General features: G+C 70.6%; 19 protein-coding genes. 5 read left to right on the top strand and 14 right to left on the bottom strand.

Annotated features, from left to right (window positions below; genetic code table 11):
• Positions 1 to 16 precede the first annotated feature (16 nt).
• The 7 genes from ACWIGI_RS02060 to ACWIGI_RS02030 all read right to left on the bottom strand — a co-directional run bounded on the left by ACWIGI_RS02060 (position 17) and on the right by ACWIGI_RS02030 (position 6,650).
• Positions 17 to 1,435: a hypothetical protein gene (locus ACWIGI_RS02060; RefSeq protein WP_454200473.1), complete on the bottom strand. Its 1,419-nt coding sequence runs from the start codon at positions 1,433 to 1,435 to the stop codon at positions 17 to 19.
• A gap of 758 nt (positions 1,436 to 2,193) precedes the next feature.
• The gene (locus ACWIGI_RS02055) at positions 2,194 to 2,580 is read right to left on the bottom strand and encodes a DoxX family protein (protein WP_454200472.1); all 387 of its coding nucleotides are present in this window, start codon (positions 2,578 to 2,580) and stop codon (positions 2,194 to 2,196) included.
• A gap of 128 nt (positions 2,581 to 2,708) precedes the next feature.
• Entirely contained in the window at positions 2,709 to 3,503 is a 795-nt protein-coding gene (locus ACWIGI_RS02050; protein ID WP_454200471.1) for an SDR family oxidoreductase, read from the bottom strand.
• Positions 3,504 to 3,589: 86 nt separating this feature from the next.
• Positions 3,590 to 4,168, bottom strand: a complete 579-nt coding sequence (locus tag ACWIGI_RS02045) for a TetR/AcrR family transcriptional regulator (RefSeq protein WP_454200470.1) — start codon at positions 4,166 to 4,168, stop codon at positions 3,590 to 3,592.
• A gap of 40 nt (positions 4,169 to 4,208) precedes the next feature.
• A complete protein-coding gene (locus ACWIGI_RS02040) occupies positions 4,209 to 4,769 on the bottom strand; it encodes an HD domain-containing protein (protein ID WP_454200469.1) in 561 nt (186 codons plus the stop codon).
• A gap of 112 nt (positions 4,770 to 4,881) precedes the next feature.
• Positions 4,882 to 5,766: an alpha/beta fold hydrolase gene (locus ACWIGI_RS02035; protein ID WP_454200468.1), complete on the bottom strand. Its 885-nt coding sequence runs from the start codon at positions 5,764 to 5,766 to the stop codon at positions 4,882 to 4,884.
• A gap of 146 nt (positions 5,767 to 5,912) precedes the next feature.
• A complete protein-coding gene (locus ACWIGI_RS02030; protein WP_454200467.1) occupies positions 5,913 to 6,650 on the bottom strand; it encodes a nuclear transport factor 2 family protein in 738 nt (245 codons plus the stop codon).
• A 62-nt stretch (positions 6,651 to 6,712) separates the two neighbouring features.
• Between ACWIGI_RS02030 and ACWIGI_RS02025 the strand changes: the two genes are divergently transcribed.
• Positions 6,713 to 7,297, top strand: coding sequence for a TetR/AcrR family transcriptional regulator (locus tag ACWIGI_RS02025; RefSeq protein WP_454200466.1), 585 nt, complete (start codon positions 6,713 to 6,715; stop codon positions 7,295 to 7,297).
• A gap of 47 nt (positions 7,298 to 7,344) precedes the next feature.
• The gene (locus ACWIGI_RS02020) at positions 7,345 to 7,941 is read left to right on the top strand and encodes a transglutaminase-like domain-containing protein (protein ID WP_454200465.1); all 597 of its coding nucleotides are present in this window, start codon (positions 7,345 to 7,347) and stop codon (positions 7,939 to 7,941) included.
• Between the two features lie 4 nt (positions 7,942 to 7,945).
• Here the strand turns inward: ACWIGI_RS02020 and ACWIGI_RS02015 are convergent, their stop codons facing one another.
• Positions 7,946 to 8,794, bottom strand: coding sequence for a hypothetical protein (locus ACWIGI_RS02015; protein WP_454200464.1), 849 nt, complete (start codon positions 8,792 to 8,794; stop codon positions 7,946 to 7,948).
• Positions 8,795 to 8,826: 32 nt separating this feature from the next.
• A complete protein-coding gene (locus ACWIGI_RS02010; protein WP_454200463.1) occupies positions 8,827 to 9,024 on the bottom strand; it encodes a hypothetical protein in 198 nt (65 codons plus the stop codon).
• Between the two features lie 247 nt (positions 9,025 to 9,271).
• Here ACWIGI_RS02010 and ACWIGI_RS02005 point away from each other — a divergent pair, with 247 nt between their 5' ends.
• Positions 9,272 to 9,943 (top strand): GntR family transcriptional regulator, encoded by a 672-nt coding sequence (locus tag ACWIGI_RS02005; RefSeq protein ID WP_454200462.1) that lies wholly within the window; start codon positions 9,272 to 9,274, stop codon positions 9,941 to 9,943.
• 4 nt (positions 9,944 to 9,947) lie between these two features.
• Here ACWIGI_RS02005 and asnB read toward each other — a convergent pair whose 3' ends face one another.
• The gene (gene asnB, locus ACWIGI_RS02000; RefSeq protein ID WP_454200461.1) at positions 9,948 to 11,789 is read right to left on the bottom strand and encodes an asparagine synthase (glutamine-hydrolyzing); all 1,842 of its coding nucleotides are present in this window, start codon (positions 11,787 to 11,789) and stop codon (positions 9,948 to 9,950) included.
• 205 nt (positions 11,790 to 11,994) lie between these two features.
• On the opposite strand from asnB, the gene ACWIGI_RS01995 reads away from it, so the two are divergent.
• Positions 11,995 to 14,127, top strand: coding sequence for an alginate lyase family protein (locus ACWIGI_RS01995; protein WP_454200460.1), 2,133 nt, complete (start codon positions 11,995 to 11,997; stop codon positions 14,125 to 14,127).
• Positions 14,128 to 14,151: 24 nt separating this feature from the next.
• Here ACWIGI_RS01995 and ACWIGI_RS01990 read toward each other — a convergent pair whose 3' ends face one another.
• Genes ACWIGI_RS01990 through ACWIGI_RS01975 form a run of 4 tightly spaced genes read right to left on the bottom strand, consistent with a single transcriptional unit; the run spans position 14,152 to position 18,584 of the window.
• Positions 14,152 to 14,712, bottom strand: a complete 561-nt coding sequence (locus ACWIGI_RS01990; RefSeq protein WP_454200459.1) for a YdcF family protein — start codon at positions 14,710 to 14,712, stop codon at positions 14,152 to 14,154.
• Positions 14,709 to 16,199 (bottom strand): oligosaccharide flippase family protein, encoded by a 1,491-nt coding sequence (locus ACWIGI_RS01985; protein ID WP_454200458.1) that lies wholly within the window; start codon positions 16,197 to 16,199, stop codon positions 14,709 to 14,711. Before ACWIGI_RS01985 ends, ACWIGI_RS01990 begins: the two co-directional genes overlap by 4 nt.
• Positions 16,196 to 17,215, bottom strand: a complete 1,020-nt coding sequence (locus ACWIGI_RS01980; RefSeq protein ID WP_454200457.1) for a glycosyltransferase family 2 protein — start codon at positions 17,213 to 17,215, stop codon at positions 16,196 to 16,198. Before ACWIGI_RS01980 ends, ACWIGI_RS01985 begins: the two co-directional genes overlap by 4 nt.
• 16 nt (positions 17,216 to 17,231) lie before the next feature.
• Positions 17,232 to 18,584 carry a nucleotide sugar dehydrogenase gene (locus ACWIGI_RS01975; protein WP_454200456.1) on the bottom strand — a complete coding sequence of 451 codons (1,353 nt, stop codon included), beginning with the start codon at positions 18,582 to 18,584 and terminating at the stop codon, positions 17,232 to 17,234.
• A 206-nt stretch (positions 18,585 to 18,790) separates the two neighbouring features.
• Between ACWIGI_RS01975 and ACWIGI_RS01970 the strand changes: the two genes are divergently transcribed.
• On the top strand, positions 18,791 to 20,146 hold the full coding sequence (locus tag ACWIGI_RS01970; RefSeq protein ID WP_454200455.1) for a phenylacetate--CoA ligase family protein: 1,356 nt from the start codon (positions 18,791 to 18,793) through the stop codon (positions 20,144 to 20,146).
• The last annotated feature ends 14 nt before the right edge of the window (positions 20,147 to 20,160 follow it).

The following is a 20,160-nucleotide window of genomic DNA, read 5'->3' as shown; positions in this document are numbered from 1 at the left end:
ACCGTCGCGGTGGTCGTCAGCGCTGGGTGGCGAGGCGAGGATGATCGCGACCCGCGGGGCGCGGGGCGCGCCTGATGCACGGGTCCGGGGTGGACAGGCCCGCCCGGAACATGCCGTAGCGGATCCGGCGTTCCGCGGCGGCTTCCAGCTCGTCCCGCAGGGCGCCCGGGCGCAGGACCGCGTCGGGGCCGAGCAGGGTGTCGACGAGGGTCAGGACGCCGTCGATGTCGCCGTGGCTCAGGCGTTCCCGGACGCCGGCGAGGCAGTCGGGGTGCCGGTGTGCCCGGTCGATCGCCTGGAGACAGGGCAGCGGGGTGCCGGTCAGGGCGACCAGCAGCTCCTCCCGGCGGATCTCGCCGGGGTCGTGATCGAGCGCGGTGAGCACCCCGTCGCGCAGTCCGATGCGATGACGCTCGCCCCGGCAGTCGACCGAGCGGGCCCGGTCGGCGAGGTCGGCGGCATCCGCGCGGGCGCGGGGTTCGTGATCCGGTACGAGCGCCGCGGCGACCAGCGGGTGCAGCCGGTCGGGTGTGATCGCTTCGGCGCGTAGCAGTTCCAGGTCCGGCAGTGTCCAGGTCGCGGCGTCGGGTAGCACGGGGAGCCCGGAGATCTCGCCGGTGGGGACATCGCGGGTGATCCGCAGGTGGGGCGGATCGCCGCCGGGCTCGGACAGTTCCACCACGATCCGCCGGCGCGCCCCCGGGCGCACGAGCAGCGGGCCCGAGGTATATCCCTGCGCACGCAACAGAATCCGCGCCTCGTCGGTCCACCGCCGCACCGCGCACCCGTGCTCGGCCCACGTCAGCAGTTCCGCGTCGAGAGTGTCGGGATAGCCGCGCTCGCCAGGGGGCGGGACACCGTCGGCCGATTCCGTTGCCCCGGAACGGATCAGCAGTTCGTCACTGCGGCTCGCATCCCACAGGTGCCGGTGCAGATCGAGCCGGAACCGCCGGTCGGGTCGAGGATGCGGATGCAGGCTCGTCCCCGCCGCGGGCAGGTTCTCACCCCACAGCGCGAGGCTCACGCGCTGCCCCGCGTCGGCCCACTCCGGCGCGGTCCGGACGACGAGTTCCACCGAACCGTCCATGCCGCAGGGGTTTCCGAGTTCGTCGGCCCCGTATCGAGCCAACCCGATGGTCAGCCCCGCCCGCAGCAGTCCGTCCGGCGCGACCCTGGGCATATGCCAGCGCAGCAGATCCGGCGCGAGGAGCCGCAGGTCCCCCCTGATCCGGGCCGCCATACCCCGCCCGTATACCCGGGCCACGGCTCGCAGGTCGACGTCGACATCGAAACCCGCGGCGGCACAGGCCCCCGCCCAGTCACCGGCGTGTCGTCGCGCGGTCGCGTTGTCGATCATGGAAGGCGGCACGGCGTATTCCCGCACGCGCTGCCAGAGAGAAATCCGGGAAGCGTTCTCGTTCACAAGGTTGTGCATCAGCACTCACCTTCAGCGAACGAGACCCCCAATCCTGATTCAGAATGAGTGTTCATCGCCCAGATCATATATCCCCGCCCGCCCCCTGGCGAGCCACCCCCAACTGTTTCACCGGCGGGCAGGCTACGATCCAGGAATGTCCATACATGGAAAGGGCGGTTTCCGCCCCCGCCGGTGAGCCCGCAGCGGGCCGCGTCGCCCGCCACCGCCGTTCCCTGCTCCACGGGGTGGTGCCCGTGACCGTATTCGCTTGCGCCCGTTGCGGTCAGCGACTGACTCCGAATCTTCGCCGGCTATCGATTCTCCCTCCCTTTCGTGCCGACCCCACCACCGCGAGCGGCTACCGTCCCCGGCTGTGGGCCGGAACTTTCGCCGTCTGCTCGGGACCACACGGTTCCGCGTATTTCGGCGCGTCGACACCGTGGGGCACAGTCCTGCTGAATCCGAACGACATTCGCGGTGTGCTGCCGCACCCCGAGTACCGTCGCCGTAGCGGATGCTGCGGACCCAGCGGCCACGACGGCCCCAACCTCGTGTGCGTCGTCTGTTCCCTGGAGGTCGCCACCGAGCAAAGTGACTGCTGGCTCGTGCCGAATGTTCAACTTGTTCCGTCAGCGGTGGTCGTGCGGGGAGGGCGCGCCCGCTCCAGGCCTACCGGTGGGGAGTTCGCGCGCCGTCCTCGGAACGGGATCGGTCGAGGATGATGCGCGTATTGCCCCATCGGCGGACTCTCCGCCCGGTCGCGCCGAATAGATTCGTTACTCGGCCGCCAGCTGCACCATGTAGACGGTCGATGCCGCTGCGAGCAGCAGGAACAGCCCGGGAAACGCGATGTTGTGGAACACCCGGGTGTGCACGTGGACGACGACGGCCCCGACGAAGAACACGGTCAGGCCGACGCCGGCCGCGACGCCCAGCCGGGGCGCCGCGATCACGCCGGCAACCAGGCCCACCGCCCCGGCCAGTTCCAGCGTCGCGAGATAGGGCACGGCGGCGGGCGGCAGCCGGACCTCGGCGGAGTTCTTCGTCACGAATTCCGCTCGGGCATAGTCGGCGACCGCGATGACGACGTTGGCGACGACGCACACGATCGTCGCGGTGAACAGTGCGGCGGTGCTCGCCGACGGCCGCAGGGTGCACGTCACAGCCCCGGGCGGTCATCGTTTCGCGGTCGTGGACATCACCGTCACCGCGGGCCGGGTCGCCCGGATCGAGATCACCCGCGCCGGTGCGCACCTCGACCTCACGATGCTTCCGCCCACCGCCCCGCCGGCTACTGAACCGTCTTGATCGCCCCGCCGTCGGCCAAATAGTCTGCGCCGGTGAGGTTTCCGGACAGCGGAGAAGCCAGGAACGTCACCAGGGCCGCGGTTTCGTGTGGCTCGGTGAGCCGGCCGGTGGTGATCCCCATCCGGGCCGGAGCTTGCGCGAGGAACTCGTCGAGGGTGAGCCCGTTCTTATCAGCGACGTGTGCGGCGTACCCGTCTGCGGCCGACCAGTTGCCGGTGCGGGTGGGTCCGGGGGAAACGGTGAGAGCGCGCAGGCCCTGCCCGCCGAATTCCTCGGCGAGAGCCTTCGTGAGGTTGTTGAGCGCGGCTTTGGCGGTGCCGTAGTCGACCGGATGGTAGGCGGCGCGGGCCCCGATGGAGGAGATGTTGATGACCACGCCACGCTGCCGGAGCAGGCTGGGCAGGAGGTGGCGGGTGACCCGGACGGTGGCGAACAGGTTGAGTTCGTAGGTGCGTTGCCAGGCGTCGTCGGCGATGTCGAGGAAGCCGGCGGCATCGGCGCTGCCGGGTACGACGCCGCCGAGGTTGTTGATCAGGATGTCGATCTCGCCGAGGATCTCGGCGGCCCGCTCGGCCAGCACGGCGGCGCCGTCCGGTCCGGCGAGGTCGACCGGCACGGCGGTGGCGCGTCCGTCGAGCTCGCGCAGTTCGGGGGTGATGGTGCGAGCGGCGGCGACGACACGGACCCCTTCGGCGGTGAGCGCCCGCACGATTTCCAGGCCGATTCCCTTGCTCGCTCCGGTGACAACCGCCGTCTTCACGGATAGTTGCAGATCCACAGCGCATTCCTTTCTGGAACTACAGTTACAATTTCAGGGCAGCGTGCACGGCTTCGTGCCGAACCGCCCGCTCAGGTGGTGGTGAATTACAGTGCGCGCATGGCCATTTCGACCAGACCGGAGAGCCGGTCTGGACGAGGGTCGGCCTTGGCGAGTACGCGCATGCCGTTGATGGTCGCGAGCAGGAAGGTCGCCGCGGCGTCCGGATCGAGGTCCCCGGCGAACTCCCCGGTGCGCCGACCCTCCTCGATGGCCCCCCGGAACGCGGCGTGCTGACGGTCGAAGATGCGCCGAACCAGCAGGTCGACAATCTCGTCCTCGCCACCCAGCTCGACAGCGGTGTTGGCGGCCAGGCATCCGCGACGTTCGGTGTCGTCGCAGGCCGCATCCAGCACCATGGTCAGCGCGGCACGTACGCGTTCGCGAGGTTGCCCGGGCCCGTCGAGCAGGTCGATCACACGAACCGTTTCCTGGGCCTGGTAGCGGCGCAGCGCCCGCTGGAACAGGTCGCGTTTACCGGCGAACGCGTTGTAAAGGCTCCCGCGCCCGATGCCGATCGCGTCGAGCAGGTCCTGCGGCGTGGTCCGGGCGTATCCCTTGCGCCAGAACACTTCCATCGCCTGTGCGACTGCCTCGTCCGGGTCGAAACTCTTGGTGCGCGCCACCCGGTCGACGGTAGGCGCTCTGTAACTACGAGTCAAATATTCAACGGGTCGGTGCTCGCGGGCAGCGAGACCGATCGAACTGCTCGTCCAGCCGCGCCCACATACGGGTCACGGTTTCCCGGTCGCCGACGAGCCCGCTCGGCACACTCAGGGCGGCTTTGAAGGCCGGATGCTCGCGCCGGTACATCTCCCAGAGCGAACTGCCCCGCGAACCGGCCTCCACGTTCGCGATGCGGTCGGCCAGCTTCAGCACGACCGCCTCCGGCCACTCCCCGATCTTTGCGTAGGCATCGGCGTTGCGCGCCTGACGATTCGCCCCCACCCCGGTGACGGCCCACACCAATTCCGCGACGCCATCCCCGAAGCCGGACCGCACCTCGTCGACCGTGACGGCGGTGTCCTCCACCACGTCGTGCAGCCACGCGGCCACTCCCACGTCCCCAGCGATCCCGAAGTCCCGCAACACCCCTCGCACCGCCGCCAGATGCATTACATACGGCAGACCCCCGTACAACTGACCACCGTGCGCAGCGACCGCGAACCCGACCGCCGCGCTTTCCCTGCCGTCCCCCCGCACCGGGCGCTTCGCGATCTCACTCATACGGCCATCCTGCCCGGCACAGTGCCCCCGGCCCAGCGGTTTTCCGTCCGTCGCGCTGGTTCTGCATCAGCAGCAGTGCCGCCCGGGTGCGGTGGTACGCCTCGGGGCACCCTCAGTCGACCGGGGTGCGTTCCTGCGCGGCGACGAACCCGAGGAACCGGGGTAGCACCCGGCCGGGGATCGCGAAGATCATGTCGTGGCCGACGCCGGGGTAGATCTCTATATCGGCGTGCGGCAGGAACTTTCGGGCGCGGGCCGCGGCGACCTCGGGGTCGTGGACCACCGTCTCGCTGCCGAACAACACGAGGACTGGGGCGGTGATCGCGGCGAAGCGGTCGGGGGGTAGGGGGCGGGGCCAGGGCAGAGACACGCGGAACTCGAAGGACGCCAGCAGCATTGCCCAGACCTCGTCGGAGAGTTCGACCCGGGGGGAGAGCCAGCGGTTGAACTTCTCCATCCGGGCGCGGGTCGGGCGTATTCCGGCGCCCAGGAACTTCAACAGCACCTTCCAGGGTGGCCTGGCGAAGGTGGCGGGGGCCGGCTCCAGCAGGCTCAGGCTCGCTACCCGGTCGCCCTGCCACGCCGCGACCACCGCGGCGATCCACGCACCCTGCGAATACCCGGCCAGGTGCACGCGATCCACTCCGAGCCCGGCGATCACCTCGCCCACCCAGGCCGCGATGTCGCCTTCGCCGGCGAGCGGCGCCGTCTGCTCGCATCGGCCCGCCCACCCCAGCACATCCATCGCGTACACCGTGCGCTCGCGCGACAGCTCCGCGACGAACGGCTCCCAGAACAGACTGTTGCCCGCCAGCCCGGGCAACAGCAGCAGCGGCACCCCCGCACCGTGGCCCGAGCGCCGCACCCGGGTCGTTCCGAAGGAAGTCCGGACGTCGATCTCCTCCGACTCGACCGGCCACTGCCGCGCCACCGCGTCGTAGGCCCGCAGGTAGACGGCCTCGGCCTCGTCACTCGTGAACCGCCCGATCTTCGGCATCCTCGCCCCTTTCACCGTTGATGGTACGAACATATCAGATAGTTGATATGCGCGTACCATCAACGGTGAAGGCCGCGACGCGCCCGGATCACCGATTACGTTGCGCCCCTGCCGATGTCAGAGCCACGGGCAACCCCCGCGAGAGATCACCCCGCCACTCGCCGCAACCGCGTCGCGACCCGGGTCGCCACCCCCGCCCCGCGCAGCAACCACCCGAACGCGGGCGACGCGGGCCCGGGCACCAGCCCCGCGAGCTGCACCGCGTCGACCAGGTCGTACAGCGTCTCCCCCTCCACCATCAGATGATCGGCGTCGAAGTGATACCGGTCGACGGCCGTGCACTGGACGAAATTCCCGTTGCCGGGCAGCTCGGGCGCGCCCGGTCCGTACGGGTGGAGCTTGAGCGGCCCCACCAGATGACCGGATCCGTAGTAGCGCACCACCATTCGCAGCGTGCCGTCGGGCGCGACGTCCACGTAGCTCTGACCGGGAATGGGGTCGTAGCGCCAGTCGGGGATGGCGTCGAAGAAGGCGAAGTTGTAGGTGACGAACTCGTCGAGGCCGGTCATGGTGGCGCCGAGGGTGGTGACGTCCTTGTAGCGCAGCCCCGGGGAGTAGAGCTCGTGGTTGTGGCTCATGTCGCGAGCCTGCCAACTCCACCAGTACTTCTTGGCCCACTCCAGCGTCCAGGCGATATCCAGCCCGTGGCCGGCGTAGAACTCGATCTTGCGCTCGTACTCCTCGAACCACGTGCGGGTCATCGCGGTCAGGGCGGCCTCGTCCAGGACGGGGACGGGTTCGGCCCGGTTCGTGAGAACCGCCGGAATCGGTTGCGCCAGGCGGGGTTGCGCCAGCGCCCGCTGGAACTGCTCTTCGGTGAACATCGCGATCTCCTATCGGGAAGCACCTGCTTCCCGATAGTGATGGTTCTTGTAGGGTGGGGTCCGTGTCAAGGAGTTACGGCGGGCAGAGCGCCGCCGACCGCGCCGCCGACCGGCGTACCCGGCTCATCGAGGTCGGCTTCGAACTGGTTGGCACCCAGGGCGTTTCCGCCCTGGGCATGCGGGCCGTCTGCCGCGCGGCGGGCCTGAGCCAGAAGTTCTTCTACGAGAGCTTTCCCGACACCGACGCGCTCCTGCACGCCGTCCACCGCGCGGCCCTGACCCGCCTGGAGCACGCGGTCGCCCCCGCCGCCGGGGACCTGCGCGCGATCTTCGAGTCGGCCGCCGAACTCATGGAGTCCGATCCCCGCGTCTGCCGCATCCTGCTGATCGAGCCGATAGCCGACGCCCGCCTGCGCGGTCACGTCCGCGACTCCATGCCGGCCCTGACCCGCGCCGCCCTCGGCGACCGCGTCACCGGCTCCCCCGACGATCCGGCCGTCCGGATGCGCTTCTCCGCCCTCTTCGGCGCCCTGATCTCGCTGTTCATCGAGTGGACCGAGGGCAGCCTGGGCACCGACCGCACCGCCTTCGCCGAGCACGCCACCCGGGTGACCACGCACCTGCTGGGCGAGCACGCCGGCCGATGACCGGACACGCGCGGATGCGCCCCGGGGTGACGAACTATCGTGACGGAATGCCGTTTACGCCCGTATCAAGTCCCGACCCGTCCGCGTTCCTCGCCGGTGACGCGGTGGTCGAGGTCGACCATCCGGAGGTGCGCGCGCTCGGGGAAAAACTCCGATCCGAGAGCGACGGCGACATCGACTTCGCCCGCCGCGCGTTCGAATGGGTGCGCGACGAGGTCGGGCATTCCTACGACGTGCGCGACCCGCGCGTGACCCTGCGCGCGTCCGAGGTCCTCGAGCAGCGGGTCGGGCTCTGCTACGCCAAATCACACCTGCTCGCCGCGATCCTGCGCGGACAGGGAATTCCGACCGCACTCTGCTACCAGCGCCTGACGGACGATCCTGGCCACGTGCTGCACGGCCTGGTGGCGGTCCACCTCGACAACGGCTGGCACCGGCAGGACGCGCGCGGGAACCGCGCCGACATCACCGCCGAATTCTCGCTCGGCTCCGAACAACTCGCGTTCCCGGTCGACGCGGCCGCCGGCGAGATCGACTACCCGGAGCTGTTCGTCGCTCCGGTGCGATCGGTCGTCGACACCCTCGGCGGCGCGGGCGCGGGGGTGTCGGTCCTCGATCTCGAACTGCCGTCCGAACTGGACTGACCGCTCACATCGTGCAGGCCCAGGTCCGGCGGACCCAGGTCTGGGCGGTGTCGGCGAGGTTCCACCACGAGACGTAGTGCGGATCGGCCGATTCCAGCGTCCAGCGCGTCTCGAGCGCGTCGAAGAACGCGTCGTCCGCGGTCTTACCGCCGCGCGGTTCCCCGATGTACACCAGGCGATCTCCCCCGGAATCCTCGAACCGCGCCAGCGCCTGCGAGGCCATGGTGTTGCCCCAGCCCGGCGGCCAGCACAGCAGCAACACCTGCTCGCCGATCTCCCGGGTGCGCGCGGAATACGCTGCGAGGTCGCCGATCTCGTGCCAGGTGGCGGGTTGTCCCGCGACGGCCGGGAACGACAGATTCGAGATCTCGTGCGGCGGTTCGGAGTCGAAGGCGTCCACCCGCACCCCCGCCCCCGACAGCTGCGCCGCCCAATATCCCCGGCCCGCACCGAGTTCCAGCACCGGCCGGTTCCCGCAGAACCGCGCGATCCACGCCAGTGTCGCCGGCGCGGGAACGGCGTAGGCGTACGCGGCTTGCAGTACGGTCTGCGCGTAGGCCAGCCGGGCGCTGCCCGCGGCCCGGCCGCCGTCGACCACGACCCGCCCCGACCGCTCCGACACCGAGGGCGCGACGATCTCCCAGTAGGGATTGGCGGCCCGGCCCCCGGTCAGATAGTGCACGAGCCGCAGATCGAACGCCGCGTCCGCCCGCTCGTCCCCGCTGCCCGGCAGCTGTCCGGCCGTCGCGAGATACTCGGCCACCACCGGGAATTCGGCCCGTAGGCGCGGTCCGTCGTCCAGCAGTTCGACCAGTTCGCCCCTGCGCTCGGCGGACAGCACCAGTTCAGCCATGCGTTCGATTCGCTTTCCGTCCGGGCGGCCCCTCAGTCACTCCGCCACCGATTCCACGCGACCGCCGAATTGCCCGCGTGCGATCGCTCGAGCCGGGGAACCAGTTTCGAGTAGTACGACTTCGCCGCACAGTCCTCGTCGCACTCCCGGTGTTTGGCCAGCGCACTTCTCGCAGTCTCCACGTTCATGACCGGGTAGCCCGGGACACCGTGATCCACATAGCCCGTCACCGCGCTCGTCCTCTCCGGAGCCCGCCTTCGCTGCGAAGACGATGCAGCAAGCGTAGCGAAATCTGCGTATACGCAACACAACTTCGCGTATACACACCTGAAAATGCAGCTGTCCAGTCATGTTCCACACAACTTCGCCGGCCACCCGGCACGGGTGTACGACCGAATCGGTCTATGCGTATACGCAGCGTGGGTACCCTGATGAGAGCCGACAGCCCGCGCGACACCCGATTCGGAGGATCACACCATGACCGAACCGCAGTACGTCGCCATCGCGGGCAGCCTGGCCCGGCAGGTCCGCACCGGCGCGCTGCGACCCGGCACGCGACTGCCCAGCTACACCGAAATCGCGGAGCGGCACGGTGTTTCGGACATCGTGGTACGCCGCGCGGTCAAGCTGCTCATCAGTCAGGGTCTGGTGCGAACCGTGGAACGACGCGGCACGTTCGTCACCGCGCGGCCGAATCTCGCCCGGGTGGCGCCCGAGCGCCAGTTGGAGAGTCCGGAAACGACGTTCGGCAACGAATCGGATCGGGACGTGCTCATCGAGCGCGAGACCGCCCGGCTGGCGGCCACGCCCGCACTGGCCGAGGCCCTCGAGATCCCGGAGGGCACGGAGGTGACCCGGGTGATCACCCGTGCGTCCGAGGACGGTCGCGCGGTATCGATCTCCGATTCCTTTCAGCCCCCGGGCGTCAGCGGAGTCGCCGGCGCGGCCTATCTCGAGGAGACCGTCGCCGACCGGCTGCCGTCCCCGGAACACGCCGCCTGGCTGGGCACGCCCCGGGGCGATCTGGTGAAGTCGGTCCATCAGCGCTTCCTCACCGCGGACGACCGCGTCGTCATGGTGTCCGACATCTCCTACCCGCGAGATCGCTACGACACCTTCGTGTTCCGCATGCGCCTGCGCACGGACTAGCCGCTCACCGCGTCTCGACCAGCTGCCGCTGGAACTCGCGGTGCCAGATCTCCAGTGACAGCAGCGTCCAGATGCGCGGTTGTTCATCGCGCCCGCCGGAGGAATGCGCCGCCAGCAGCCGCCGGATCGCCGCCGGATCGAAGATGCCCGCGACGAAGGACGACGGTCCGGTGAGCAGGTCGTGGGCCATGTCGTGCAGATGACCCCGGAACCAGGCGTCCAGGGGCACCTTGAACCCGACCTTGGGCCGATCCACCAGGTCGGCCGGAAGATGCCCGCGGGCGAGCTCTTTCACGATCCACTTGGTGGTGCCGTTGCGCACCTTCACCGCGCTCGGCAGCCGGAAGGCCAGTTCCGCGACGCGATGATCGAGGAACGGCGGGCGCAGTTCGAGGGAGGCCGCCATGGACATGCGGTCGCCGCGTTCGAGCAGGTTGTCCGCCAGCCAGGTGTGCACGTCGGCGTAGAGCATGCGCCGCAACGGGTCGCCGCGACCCTCCAGATACGGCGCCAGGACGCTGCGCTCGGGCGGACCGCCCAGCAGGCCGTCGCGTTCACGAGAGGTGAAGGGCGCGAACCACCCTCGCATCCGCTCGGGATAGCTCGGTTCGGACAGCGCGCGCAGGGCCACGGTGAGGCGGGCGCGATCGGCGGGCATCCGGCCCTCGAGCAGGCGCAGCGGCGCACCGGGGAGCAGCCCGGCGGCGCGGGTGGCGCGGGCGTAGCGGTATTTCGGGTAGCCGCCGAACAATTCGTCGCTGCCCTCGCCGGACAGCACCACCTTCACGTGCTCGCGCGCGAGTTCGGCGAGCCGGAACACCGCCACGTCGGCGGGCTCGGACAGCGGCGAGTCCCGGTGCCTGCTGAGCCGGGCCCAATCGGCCTGGAAATCGTCGGCGGTGATGACGGTTTCGTGATGCTCGCTGCCGACGACCGCGGCCGCCATCCGCGCCCATTCGGTCTCGTCCACCCGATCGTCACCGAAGCCGGCCGAGAACGTGTGCAGCCCCGCGCCGCCGCGCTCGCGGGCCACCAGCGCGCAGATCAGACTGCTGTCGACCCCGCCCGAAAGATACGCTCCCACCGGAACATCCGCGACCAGCGCGTCGCGCACCGAGGCTCGCAGCGCCTCGTCCAGCAGCTCGACGGCCGCCTCCGGCGTGACATCCATGATCTCGGCCTCGGCCGGCAGCCGCCAGTACCGCTCGATCCGCATGCTCCCGTCCGCGCCGACGGTGAGGTGATGCCCCTGCGGCACCTTGCGTACCCCGTCGAAGAACGTGTACGGCGCGGGCACCGAACGGTGCGCCAGGAAGTCGTGCAGGCCCGCGGTGTCCACGCGCGGCGAATCCAGCACCGGCAGCAGCGCTTTGATCTCCGAGGCGAAGGCGAAGAACTCGTCGTCGATGTAGTAGTACAGCGGCAGGATCCCGAGCCGGTCGCGGAACAGGTGGGTATCCCCGGTCCGCGCGTCGTGGATGGCGTAGGCGAACTGACCGCGCAGCCGCCGGACCCCGCCCACCCCGTCCCGCTCGTACGCGGCCAGCAGCACCTCGGTGTCACCGTGGGTGGTGAACGGATAGTCCAGCTCGGCGCGCAACTGCCGGTAGTTCAGGATCTCACCGTTGAAGGCGATGTGGGTGTGCTCCCCGGCACCCGCCATGGGCTGGGCCGATCCCGCCAGATCGATGATCGCGAGCCGGGAATGGGCGAATCCGACCGAACCGGCGGTCCACACGCCCGACGCGTCGGGTCCCCGGTGGCGCAGGCATTCCCCCATCTTCGCCAACAGTTCTCCGCTGACCGGAGCACCGTCGAACCGGCGCACCCCGGCTATTCCGCACACGTCTGCCCCGATTCACCGTCGACCGTCATGCCGTCACCCATCTGCGCGTGCCCGCCTGCCAAGGGTAACCGGGGTACCGCCGGGTGTCAGCGGATGTAATCGCCTGGGCCAACGGGGAATTCGGGGCACGCGAGCCGCGCGCGGATGCGGGTATCGTGCACATCGACACCGCGGGGGCGTGGCGATCGCCCGGGGCGAAAGGCATGTGTTGACCCAGCTGCTCTGGTACCTGCACCGGCTGCGCACCATGAGCGGCCCGGAAATGCTGTGGCGCACGGCCCGGCTCCGCGAGCGCCTGCGCCCGCGCCGGGTGAGCTGGGCGGTCGCGGGCGCGGACCTGTTCGGCCCGGCCGAACCGTCCTGGCCCGACGCGCTGCGCGAGTTCCGCGCGGGGAGCGGTCGCCCGGTCCTGCTCGATCACGACCGCGCCGCCGTGGTCGCCGCCGCCGATCCCGAGGCGGTCGCCGCGGTGCTGGCGGCCGCCGAACGGGTCCTCGCCGGGCGGGTGCGGTTCTTCGGCTACCCGGCCGCCGATCTCGGCGCGCGGATCGACTGGAATCACGATCCGCTCACCGGAACACGCTGGCCCACCGCCAATTCCGAGCGCATCGATCATCGCACCGCCGCCGGGGATCCCAAGTGGATCTGGGAGCTCAATCGCCTCCAGCATCTGCCGTGGCTGGCTCAGGCGTGGCTGTTCACCGGTGAGACCCGGTTCGCCGACGCCGCGTTCGACCACCTCGATTCGTGGATGGAGCAGCAGCCGCCGGGTGCCGGAATCGCCTGGCGCGGCGCGTTCGAATGCGGCGTGCGCGCGATCTCGGTGGCGGTGGCGCTGCAGGGGCTGCGCGCGGCGCCGGGCCTGACGCCCGAACGGTATCGCCGGTACGTCGTGCTGCTGGGCGAGAGCGCCCGGCGCTGCTGGAGCGACCGCTCGCTGTTCAGTTCCGCGAACAATCACCTGATCGGTGAACTGGCGGGGCTGGCCGTGGTGGCGCTGCTGCTGCCGGAGATTCCGGCGGCGGCGCGCTGGGCGGCCGACGCGCTCGAGCTGCTCACCGAGCACGCCGATCGCCAGCTCCTGCCCGACGGCGCGGGCGCGGAACAGGCCGTGGCATACCAGCTCTTCACCGTGGAGCTGGTCGGCGTCGTCCACGCCCTGCTGACCCTGCGCGGCGAGGCGCCCGCTCGGCTCGGCGCCGCCATCGCCCGTAGCTCGCGCTACCTGGCGCTCACCGTCGGCGACACCGATCCGCAGCCGCGCTACGGCGACGACGACGGCGGTTTCGCCCTGCGCCTGGGCGCGGAGGAGATCCGTACGGTGCGTGCGCATCTCGGTATCGCCGACGCCCTGGTTCCGGAACCGGCCGCCGCCCGCGCGGGCACCCCGAGCCTGACCGCGGTCTGGTTGCGCGCCGCGCTCGGTTCGGCCGCGCCGCTCGCCGCCGAACCCCCGGGCAGCGGCTACGCCCCGGACGGCGGCCTGGTGGTCCTGCGCGCCCGCGCCCGCCGCGTCACCATGGATGTCGGCCCCCTGGGTTATCTGTCGATCGCGGCCCACGGTCACGCCGACGCCCTGGCGCTCACCCTGGCGGTCGCCGGGCACGAACTCGTCGGCGATCCCGGAACCGCGAGCTACTACGGACATCCGAGCCGGCGCGCCGCGCACCGCTCCACCCGCGCCCACGCGACGGTGACCGTCGACGACCTCGACCAATCGGTCATGGGCGGCCCCTTCCTGTGGCGCACCCGCGCCGCGGTCCGCGTGCGCGCGGTGGACCTGGTGCGGGGTGTGGTGGACGCCGAACACGACGGCTACACCCGCCTGGCCGAGCCCGTCGTGCACCGGCGCTGGCTGGTGGCGGCGCCCGACAGCACGGAAGTCGCTGTGGTGGACCTGATCTCGGGCCGGGGCCCGCACACGGCCCGGCTGACCTGGCCCCTGCATCCGGCCCTGCGGGTTCGCTCCCACGGCGCGGGCCACCTCGCGTCGCGAGCCGGTGTGCCGGTGCTGGCGCTGGCGTACGCGTCGAATCGGCCCCTGGAAGCCGAGGCGGTACACGGCGACGCGGACACCGACCTCGGCTGGTGGTCCGAACGCCTGGAATCGCGCGAGGCGTCCTGGTCGGTGGGCGCGCGCTGTTCGGGCGACGCGCCACTGGTCCTGCTCACGGTGCTGACACCGCTGGGCCCGGACATCGAACCCCCGCGCGGTCTGGACATCACCCATGCGGACGACCGGATCACCGCCGCCTGGACGAACGGGCACACCCGCCGCATCCTGACCATCGACCCCCGGCGCGCGGGCGCCGCGGAACTCGGCGACGCGGCACCCTGAGCACCGCCCCGCCGCGCATCGGACTCAGCAGCCCCGCGTGAGGAAAGCCCGTGCGTAACCGACGGTTTGGTACACGTAGGACCACGCCCAGTACGCCGGGGAGATCTCCAGCGGACTCGGCGCCATGATCAGCTCGCCCGGAAAGCACCGCGCCAGGATGTAGCGGGCCCGCGACAGGTGCGGCCGCATGGTCACCACGATGACCGTGCGCCAGCCGCGCTCGCGGGCGATCCGGGCCAGGGCGCGGCCCTCCCCCAGTGTGGTCGGCGGATCGGGCGCGAAGCATTCGAGGGCGACGCCCGCGGGCGGCGTACGGCAGGGTTCGCGCACTTCGTCGAGCGCGGTATCGGGCCCGTACGGATTGGAGAACAGCACCGTGGCGGCGTAGCCCCGCCGGGCGAGCTCGATGCCGTAGGCGTAGCGGTCGATGCCCTCGCCGCCGAGCACCACGATCGCGTCCGCGTGCCGCAGTGGATCGACCTGGGGTCGCACGTACACCGGGAACCCGGCCGCGACGAAGACCCCCAGCAGCACCAGCACCGCGAGCCCGGCGCGAACGGGGCGGCGGCGCGGCACCAACCTCACGACCGCCGCACCGCGGACCGGAGCGACCGCAGCGTTCCGGGCGAGATCGCCTGCAGCACAGCCGCGAACACCCCGGCGAACGCGATCACCTCGACCGTCAGCAGCGCGAGCCCGGCGGCGGTACCCCGCTCCCCCGCCCGCAGCACCGCGTGTTCGAGCAGCGCGAGCGCGGCGGCCGCGACGACCCCGGCCGCGACGGGCGGGCCCAGCAGGCGCCCGAGTTCGCTGGATGTCACCCCGACGACGTTACGCGCGAGGAGAAGTCCGGTGATTCCGGTGAGCAGCGCGGACCCCGACAGTGCCAGGCCGACGCCGAGCAGCCCGTGCGGCAGCAGCAGGAGCAGCAGCGGCACCGCCGTGATCGCCCCGGCACCGGTCATGACGTTGATCAGGTGCGGTCGCCCCGCGCCCTTGAGCGCCTCGGCGCCGACCGACATCAGCGCGTACCCCACGCCGACCCCGGCCATGGCCTGCACCAGAATTCCCGCTCCGCGCCACGGCGAGCCGAGCAGCAGCACGACGAGGGGTTCACCGAGCACCGCCAGCAGCGCCGACGCCGGCACCACGGCGAGCCACATCCAGCGCAGCGCGGTCAGGAATCCCCGGGCGAACCGCTCGGGCTGCCCCGCGATGCTCGCGAACGCCGGATACAGCACGTACGAACAGATTTGGACGATCGCCTGCACGGGCAGGAACGCCAGTCGCCTGCCGTTGCGGTAGTTGCCCAGCGCGGCGCTGTCGAGCCGATGCCCGACCAGCACCACCTCGGCGGCCTCGACGGCCCGCTCCACCAGACTCTCGATCGCCAGCGGCGCCGCGAATCCGGCCAGCTCGCGCCACAATCGGAACGAGAACCGGCCTCGCAGCGGCCGCCACCCGCACAGCCACCACGAGGCGACCACCGCCGCCAGCACCGACGCGTAGTACCCCGCCACCAGCGCCCACACCCCGAAACCGCAGGCGGCCAGCGTGATCGAGACCGCGGCGAAGGTGATCGCGTTGACCGGATCCACGATGACGCGGCGCTCGAACCGGAAAGCGCGCTGCAGCAACGCGTCCGGCACCGCCAGCAATGAGGTGAGCACGACCGTGCCCGCGGCGACCGCCGCGACGGCGCCGACCCGGTCGTCCCGGAAGATCGCCGACAGCACCGGCGCGGTCAGCACCAGCAGCCCGGCCAGCGCCACACCCGACCCCAGGGTCACCCGGAACACCGTCTCGGCCGCGTCCGCGATCTCGGTGCGCCGCTGGATCAGCGCGTGGCTCAGCGACCCGTGCGAGAACACGACCACGACGGTGGTCAGCACCGTGCCGGCGGTGAAGACGCCGACCTCGGCCGGGGTGAGCAGGCGCGCCAGCACCAGGGTCTGCGCGAGCGCGATGATCTGCACCGCGCCCACCCCGGCGGCCGAGAGCGCCGCCCCGCGCCGCAGCACCGCGCGCAGTCCGGTGGCGGGTGCCGGCTCCTCCGGTTCGCCCGCGGTCACCGCTGCACGGCGGTCACGACCCGGCCCGCGGTGTGCGCGACCCGCTCGGAGACCCGCTGTTTGAGCGGGTGCACCCGCCGCAGCAGACCGGGAAACAGGCGCACGGCCACGATGATCGCGCCCGCGCGCACGGTCCGGCGCTGCCGGAACGCCTCGCGCGCGAACTCCCGCGCCCCGCGGTTGTCGCTCGCCAGGAACGCCTGCTGCGCCTTGCGCAGCGCTTCCCAGTAGCGGAAGGTACGCAGCGTCCGGTCCAGCGCGGCGCGTTCGGATGCCCCCTGCGGCGCGGCCCAGGCGAAGGATCGCTCGAGCTCGGTCATGAACGCCTCCACCTTGGCGGGGTCGCGGGTCATGGAATCGCTGCGCAGCCGGAAGCGGGCCAGGCGCTGGGGCAGAATGCGAATGTCGTGGTCGCGCACCATGCGAATCCAGATGACGACCGATTCGTGCAGTTCCTCGCCGCCGCGGTCGTAGCCGCCGACGGCCTCCCACACCTCGCGCCGGATCGCCGCGGTGTAGTACGGCACCAGGCCGCCGAGCAGATCGGCCAGGGTGAGCCGGCGCGCGGGGTCCGGTCGCTTGCGCACATTGGTGGAGCGGTAGTAGCCGATCGGCAGATCCGCGCCCGAATCATCGAATCGATAGGCGTCGCAGCCGATCGCGGCGATGCCGGGCTCGGCGGCGAAGGCCGCGCGCAGCACCTCGCAGTAGGTCGGCAGGACCTGGTCGTCGCTGTCCAGCACCACGAAGAAGCGGCCCGTGGCGACCGCCGCGGCGGCCATCACCCCGCCGTCGTAGCCCCGGTTCTCCTGACGTACCAGGCGAATCCGCGCGTCGGCCGCCGCGTAGCCGGACACGATGTCCGCGATCGCCTCGGACATGCCGTTGTCGACCACCACCAGCTCCCAGTCCGGGATCGTCTGCGCCAGCGCCGATTCGATGGTCTCGGCCAGCACGTCCTCGGTGCGGTACGCGGTGGTCAGAAAGCTGAACTCGGGAACGTTCGATTCCCCCATGGCAACCCTTTCGGCCCTACCATCCGATACCCAGATATCCCGGCCGCAGGCGTCGTTGCGCGGCGCCGGGCAGCCGCACCAGGTCGATGACGGTGCGGTCCGGGCCGAGGCCGTCGATGGCGGCCACCACGGCCGGTTCGGCGGTGCCGGCGATGAAGATCTCGCCGTGCGCGACGACGGTGGCGATGTCGTCGGTGAGCAATTCGCCGATGTGCGGCAGCCGTTCCTCGATGAAGGCCCGGTTCGCGCCCATGAGCCGCGAGAGCGCCACGTTCGCGTCGTAGATGCGCACGTCGTAGCCCTTGCCGATGAGCCGTTCGGCGAATTCCACCATGGGCGACTCGCGCAGGTCGTCGGTCCCGGACTTGAAGGACAGCCCGAAGATGCCGACCCGCCGCCTGCCCAGTTCGATGACCAGATCGACCGCGCGGCGCAGCTGGGTCTCGTTGGAGGCGAGCACGTTCGCCAGCACCGGCAACTCCAGATCGTGCTGCCGCGCGGTATGAGTCAGTGCCCGGACGTCCTTGGGCAGGCACGAGCCGCCGAAGGCGAATCCCGGCCGCAGGTAGGCCGAGCTGATGTTGAGTTTGGTGTCGGCCAGGAAGATGTCCATGACGGCGTGCGAGTCGAGCCCGAGCCGCGCGCACAGCGCGCCGATCTCGTTGCCGAAGGTGACCTTGAGCGCGTGAAAGCTGTTGTCCACGTACTTGGTCATCTCCGCCACTTCCAGCGGCACCCGGAAGCGGGGCCCCGGCAGGCCCTCGTACAGACTCATCATCTCGGCGCCGGTGCGCTCATCCGATTCCCCGACAACCGTTTTCGGCGGATTCTCGAAGTCGCGGACGCTGCTGCCCTCGCGCAGGAACTCCGGATTCACGCAGACGCCGAAGTCCACGCCCGCGCGTTTGCCCGAGGCCCGCTCCAGAATGGGAATCAACGTGCCCACACACGTTCCCGGGACCATGGTGCTGCGATAGGCGACCACGTGCCAGCCCGCCTTGACCGCCAGCGCCGCGCCGATCTCCTCGCTCACCCGTTCCAGATACGCCGTGGACAGCCCGCCGCCCGATGCGGACGGCGTGCCCACGCACACGATCGAGATGTCGCTCGCCAGAACCGCTTTCGCCACGTCCTCGGTCACCGACAGCTGCCCGGCCGCCACCACGCTCGCGATGAGCTCGCCGATGCGCTCCTCGACCACCGGGGTGCGACCCCGCCGGATGAACTCGGTCTTCTGCGGGTTGACGTCCACCCCGATGACCGCGTTGCCGCGCGCGGCCAGGCAGGCCGCGGACACGCATCCCACGTAGCCCAGACCGAATACGCTGACCACGTTCTTCGCGCCCGCCCGCGGTTCGTCGTCGTTCACTGTTCGCCGGTACTGCTCGTCCACACTGCACCCCACCAGGGATCGTCGCAACCGCTATTTAGCTTTATACCAATGTATTCCGCGATTCGTTCGAGTTATCATCGTGCGGTGCAGCACGCGATGGGCCCGTGCACATCGCCGTCGGGGGTGAGGATGTCGAGGCCGTATACCCGCACGGGAAAACGGCTGGGGGGTTGCTGAACACGATGAGTTTGCCGAGTGCCGGCGGGGGTCTGAAGGACCGGCTCAGGCGCGCGCATCCGCGCCATCGCGCACTGCGACGCACACTGGGAAAACTCGAACGCGACGACGCGGCGGGCATCACGGCGTTCCAGGAGCGCAGGCTGCGTCAGCTGGTGCGGTTGGCCGCCGCACGCTCACCCTTCTATCGCGAGTACTTCCGCACCAGCGGCATCGATCCCGCGTCCATTCGCACCCTCGCCGATCTGCCCCGGCTGCCGCTGATCTCACGCGCCGAATTGGCCGAGCGCGCAGCCGATTTCGCGACGCGCCCGCGCCGACTGATGTGGGCGGCCCGGTCCAGCGGCACCTCCGGGGTGCCGATCGAGTGCTACCGCACCATCGATTCCTCGATCTTCGAACTGGCCATCCTCGAACAGCAGTGGAGCTGGTTCGGCGTGCCGGCGAACGCGCGGCGAATCGTGCTGCGCGGCAGCGGATTCGCACATCGGCCCGGACACGGCCCCGCACTCGGCATGCGGGGCGCACGCCAACTGCTGGTGTCGAGCTATCACCTGACCCCGGAACGAGTGCGGGACATCGCCCATGAGATAGACAGATTCCGCCCCGATGTCGTCGAGGGCTGGCCGTCGAGCATCGCGCTGCTGGCCGCGCTGCTGCGCGATCGCGGCCTGCGCGTTCCGGTCCGCGCCGTCATCACCTCCTCGGAGATGATGGCTCCCGGTCAGCGCACCCTGATGCGCGAGGTGTTCGCCGCGCCCATCATCGACCACTACGGCCAAACCGAGCGGGTCGCGATGGCCGGCACCTGCGAGCACGGCGGCTACCACGTCTTCCCGCACTACGGCATCGTCGAACTGCTGCCGGTGCCGGGTTCGGACTCGCGCTGGGAACTGGTCGGAACCGCGTTGCAGAACAGCGGCTTTCCGCTGCTGCGCTATCGCACCGGCGACGAGGTCCGCCCGGCCGCGCCCGCCCCGTGCCCGTGCGGTCGCGCGTTCCCCCTGCTCGGTGTCGTCGACGGCCGGGTGGAGGACACCTTCACCGCGGCCGACGGCCGCCCGCTGCCGCTGCCCTCGAGCGTGGTCGACGATCTGAGCGGATTGCGCGAGGCGCAGATCGCCCAGTTGCGGCCCGGGGTGTTCGAGCTGAGAGTGGTACCCGGTGAAGGATTTTCGGCGGCCCGGACGGCGGCACACGCACGGCGCAATGTCGAGCGGCAGTTCGGCCCGGGCCAGCAGGTGTCGGTCCGCGTGCTCGAGCGGCTGCCCCGGCCGCCCAGCGGCAAGCTGAAGACCGCGGTGGTGGAGCACGCCGCCGAGCCGCGACCGGCGCTCCCGGCGGAACGCCGGCCGACATGAGTGGAGGGGATGCG

The sequence above is a fragment of the Nocardia sp. NPDC055321 genome, assembly GCF_053645575.1.
The sequence above is the reverse complement of the archived record's forward strand: the minus strand, read 5'-3'. Positions and strand labels throughout refer to the sequence as shown.